The sequence below is a fragment of the Melioribacter sp. Ez-97 genome, from assembly GCF_051488665.1.
GTDB lineage: Bacteria > Bacteroidota > Ignavibacteria > Ignavibacteriales > Melioribacteraceae > Melioribacter.
Genome location: NZ_JBPSEG010000025.1, coordinates 1 through 3,780 on the forward strand (window position 1 = coordinate 1; position 3,780 = coordinate 3,780).

At 34.6% G+C, this 3,780-nt stretch carries 2 protein-coding genes and 1 pseudogene; all 3 read right to left on the reverse strand.

Annotated elements, in window-relative coordinates:
- Positions 1–1,623 (reverse strand): annotated as a pseudogene (locus ACSSWA_RS14825) (hypothetical protein); the annotation flags it as partial.
- Between the two features lie 12 nt (positions 1,624–1,635).
- Entirely contained in the window at positions 1,636–2,958 is a 1,323-nt protein-coding gene (locus tag ACSSWA_RS14830) for a T9SS type A sorting domain-containing protein (RefSeq protein ID WP_437357419.1), read from the reverse strand.
- A gap of 593 nt (positions 2,959–3,551) precedes the next feature.
- The coding region (locus ACSSWA_RS14835) for a T9SS type A sorting domain-containing protein (protein ID WP_437357421.1) at positions 3,552–3,780 on the reverse strand (229 nt) is incomplete at its 5' end.

A 3,780-nucleotide genomic window follows, 5' to 3' on the forward strand; every position in this document is an offset into this window, starting at 1 on the left:
GCTTGTAAAAGTAATTCTATTTTCCGATGACCCTTGGGCATTGAGTGTGCCGTTGACTACTAATGAAGCTCCATTACCAAAATATAGCTCTGTGCCCGGTTGAATAGTTAAAGTTACGCCTGAATTAACAGTAATCGTATTATTTATATACCATTTACCTACTGTTAATGTTGTATTTTCTTCTACTGTATAATGGTTGATATTTATATCAACTTTAGCCTGCCCATTTTCATATCTCAAATTTTTAAATGAAAACCCGGAGAGTATATTATGTGCATAAGTTTCATATTGGTTATACCAGTTACTATTAGGATTAGAATAAAAATTGAATTTCTTACCGTCTCCTGGGATATAAAGGATACCTTCTTCCCCCGCTGAATAAACACCCTCACCTGTATAAGGTCCACCAACAATTGCTCCTCCAACAACTTTTCTAACTTCTAATTTGTCACGTCCAGAAATGGGATTAGATATCCCACTGTCATATTGATCGTCAGACCAATTTGTTTTTCCTAAAGCTGCTTCTATGTCAAAGTCTTTGCTGTACCAATTCCAAAAATCTCCAGAGCCTATTAATCCGTCACCCTTTACATGCCAAATAATTACTCCACCCTTATTTTTATCAGTTAAAGGGAAACAACTAAATGCATAACTGGCAGTAGGTTTAATATAAGAAATATAAAACTTTTCATTAGGGACTGCATTAGATGGTAAACTTGATGGAGTATAAACATATAATGATTTTGTGCTTTGATAATCCGACAATACAAAATTCTGATTGCTACTCGTAATTGGAATTGCCGTTAACCACTTATTTCCTCTGATTGTTACATCGCTGTAAACCGGACTGTATGGAGAAGGTTGCAAATAACCACTTGCATCGTAAAATCCTAATACATCCGACATTACATCAAAACTGCCTGAACCCCAATGGTTAAAGGTTGTTAACCCAGAATGGTCTTGATCAATTAAATCAAAATAATAATGACCATTTTCATGTACTATAACACCATAATAATTATCTCTATTTACACCTCTGCTTTGATGATCAACCCTTACAATTATAGGTCTTTTTACACCTGCAACTATTACAGAATCCCTGGATGTATAATTATGAACATTTCCAACCACGCCCCAATTGCCAGGTCCAATTGATGTAAAATGCACTTCAACAATTCTATCATTATTCCAATCATATTCGGCGAAATTTACAATGGAATCCGCCTTGAAAAGCACCGAATCTATATTGGTTGCTCCATGGTCATGACCCGATGGCACCGATTCTAACTCAAATGCATGCGTCGCATCGCGCCTTATCACAATTGGACTATAAATATAATTGTTTAGTGTGGACTCATTAAAATAATGCAGTAAATCATAACTAAACAAGCCATTAAACCAACTTGGTAAATTGCACCCTGTTCCAGGATCCATTGAAATTATTACAATCTCCTTAATTGTATCCGGCGGGGTGAGAGTCATTAAAAGTGAATTTGAAGTTCCTTTAACAACATTCTTTGCCCTGCTATTATAATCAAGGTTAACAATGTCTGAAAAATTTTGCGAATAAGAACTAATACTAAAGAAAAGCATAGTGACTAATAAATAATATATACTTTTCATAGCATCCTCCAATTATTTTAAATAAATCATTTGTTTTGATATTTCCTTTCTTTTTGTTATTAAACAATAAATGTATACGCCGCTTGATAAATTATTTAACAGCGGGTTGAATGTTATAGTGTGCATTCCCGAAGTCATTTCTTTATCAATTAGTACTGCAAGCTCTTTACCGAGAATATCATAAATAATTAATTTGACGTTCTGTGTTGCCATTAAATTGAAAGCTATTATTGTGGAACCGTTAAATGGATTAGGGTAGTTTTGAAAAAGATAAAAACTTGATGGTTTGTTGTGCTTATCAATTTCAACGCTAACCGGGCTACCGTTTTCATCTTTTAACAAATATGAGATGTACAGTTTTGGTAATTCGTCACCGCTACCCGTTGAATCGATTTTAACATTACGCGCCGAGGAAAAAACAAGAACTTTGCCGTCTTCAGATATCCACGGATACCTATCTTCACCGCCTGCTACAAAAGTTGGCCACTTAATTGAATCCGGGTAATATCCTCTTGAATTGATATTAAGATAATAGCAATTTCCCCATGTATTTTTCTTATTATCCCAGTAAGATACTACCAATTCTTGCTTTCTAAGCTCTGCTTCTTTTATTGGTTGACCAATTTCGGAAGGATAATATTGCCGAGCAAAGTATAATTTTTTCTTATTCTGCGTTGTGCTTAATCCATAAATATGAGCTGTAGTGAAAGGATTTTCAAATGGATTAGAGGTTACGTTTGCAAAACTATCGGCAACAGCCCAATCATTTTTCTGATTATCGAATGTATATAAATACATAGTTACTAATCCTGTATGATTTGCTAAAACATATGCAGAATCTCTACTCAGTTCATAAAAGAATACTTCCCCTCGCGGCGTATTTATCCCTGGTCCCATATTTACCGGCGGTCCCCAATCTTTTGTGCTATCATTCCAATCGCTTCGCCAAATATCCTGTCCGCCATATCCGGAGTCTCCATAATTACTTATATACATTCGTTTTCCATCACGGCTTATTGGACATGAAATTGGGGGTAATTGTCCCGGGGGATTTACTTTGTCATTTAACCGGCTTACATCCCAAATTGTCTTTCCGTTAACAAAGTTTTTTACGGCACGAAAAACACCATTACCTCCGGTGAAATAAAGAGTATCCATTGACTTTGTAAATGCAGGTGAATCAAACCAATGGAAAGGAATATTTAACGCGCTGTCTAGCAAAATTGGTTCACTCCATACCTCCGGAGCTAAAGGCCAATCCTGAGCGTTAATTATTTTTCCAGAAATCAAAAACATTATAACTATAAATACATTTTTAAAAACTACTTTTTTCATAATCACTCCTAAAAATTTTACTAATTCAGAATGAACCCTATTTTTAATATAAATTTCTTTTTCATTCTGCACCTCCAGTTTTATTTTTTTGGAATATAAAATCACCCCTTACCACAATTAGTAAAAATGGCAGAGGAATAATTTTACCGCCTAAACTAAAATTTACTTCATCCATTAATTTCACCCTCAGTAAAATGAAATGAACTTACTCAAACCGGAAAGTATCTGCCCCGAAATTTTCTGCTATGGAATTTTAATAAATCTCAAAAAAAATCAAGAAATTTATCTCTGCTTGATTATGTTTATTTAACCACTTTCCTTCACACAGTCATACTGAGCAAAGCGAAGTATCTCTTGTTTTATTATCATTCTGAACGAAGTGAAGAATCTCTTTTCCATTTAGATTCCTCGGTCACTTCGTTCCCTCAGAATGACACATACTTTTTCATTGTCATTCTGAGCGAAGCGAAGAATCCCTTTCTTCATCTTTGCTTGATTATGTTTATTTATCTGCAGAAAACTTAAATACTTTGCGCTTTCTCTGCATTCTTTGCGGTTTCAATATTTATCGCTTCACTTGTGTATAATGTCATCTACTTCGCCAGCAACATCTTCTTAACTGCATAATTCTTTCCCGTTTTTAATGTGTAAAAGTATATTCCACTGGAAAGTTGATATTTGTCGGCTGAAAATTCTACTTTGTAACTGCCAGCATTTTGATATTCATTTATGAGTGTAGCTATTTCCCTTCCTAAAATGTCATAGACTTTTATTGTTACCAAACTTCTTTCTGGTAATTGATAACTGATTACTGTTGTTGGA